The sequence below is a fragment of the Propionibacterium australiense genome, assembly GCF_003666605.1.
Lineage (GTDB): Bacteria > Actinomycetota > Actinomycetes > Propionibacteriales > Propionibacteriaceae > Propionibacterium > Propionibacterium australiense.
In genome coordinates, this window is record NZ_RCIV01000062.1 from 1 (window position 1) to 1,106 (window position 1,106).

The 1,106-nt window shown below is 58.0% G+C and carries 1 protein-coding gene; it reads right to left on the bottom strand.

Annotated elements, in window-relative coordinates; translation table 11 throughout:
- Positions 1–9: 9 nt before the first annotated feature.
- A partial coding sequence (locus D9T14_RS13255) for an IS630 family transposase (RefSeq protein WP_220668359.1) occupies positions 10–1,106 on the bottom strand: 1,097 nt, incomplete at its 5' end.

Here is a 1,106-nt window from a genome sequence, read left to right on the forward strand (position 1 = left end):
ATATGGCCGTCATGAAACAAGATCGGTTTCTGGTTGGGGTTTGGGGAGGTGTTCGAAGTCGTAGTCGAAGGTACGACCAGTGACGTATGAAGCGAAAGCTCCGAAAGTTTGGTCCGGGGTTTCTCGCTGAATGTTCGCGATATTGGTTTTGGCGGTGTTCCAGACGTGCTCAACAGGGTTGTGGTCGGGCGCATAAGGCGGCAGGAAGATCGGAGTGATGCGTTCCAGTAGCTGGCCCGGCTCATACAGGCCGGTGAGGGCTTTGGCGTGATGGAACCGAGCATTGTCCAGCACGACCGCGATCTTCTCGGTCCGGGTTTCGCGCTGCAGCCGTTCCAAAGCGAGAATGATCTGTTCAGTGTTCTGGTTCCCCTCGATCGGATACAGCCGCATCTTCTTGTCGGTGAGGGACAGGGCACCGAAAAACGACTGGGACACCTTCTGCCGGTCCACGTACAGTTTCGTGCGCTGACCCCGCGGGAGCCATATCCTTCTGGTCTCTGCTTCGTGTTCCAGGCGCACCTCGTCTACCGCGTACACCTCACAGCCGGCCTCCAACAGCTGGTAGACCTGGGCCTTCACTTCGGCCATGCGCCGGGTGATGGCCTTCTCGTCGCGGTGCTTGTCGAACGGGTCCGGCAGTTTGAAACTCAACCCACAGAACCGCAGCAGCAACTGATACGAAGACTCTGACTCGTACTCCACATCGAACAAGATCTTCACCACGTCACGCAGGGCCGGAACATCCCAGAACTCGGCATCGATACCGGACCGGGACGGCGGCTGGGCCAGAACCGTCTTGAGGTCTTCTTTCTGGGTGCGGGTGAGTTTCGCGGCATTCTGGTTCCCCGCGTGCCCGGTGAGTACCGAGCACATCCTGCTGGCCTGCCAGTCGGCCAGCCACTCCCGAACAGTTTTCTCGCTGCGCTCGACCATTTTCGCGATGATTCCCAGCCCGACTCCTTCGGAGGCGTACAGGATGGCTTCGGCTTTCATCCGCACCAGCATGTAATTGTCTGTACGTTTCTTCCACCTGATCAGAACAGCGGTTTCTTCCGGGGTGACCTCAACCTGCATGCCCCAATCATATCCGAAAACAAGACCAG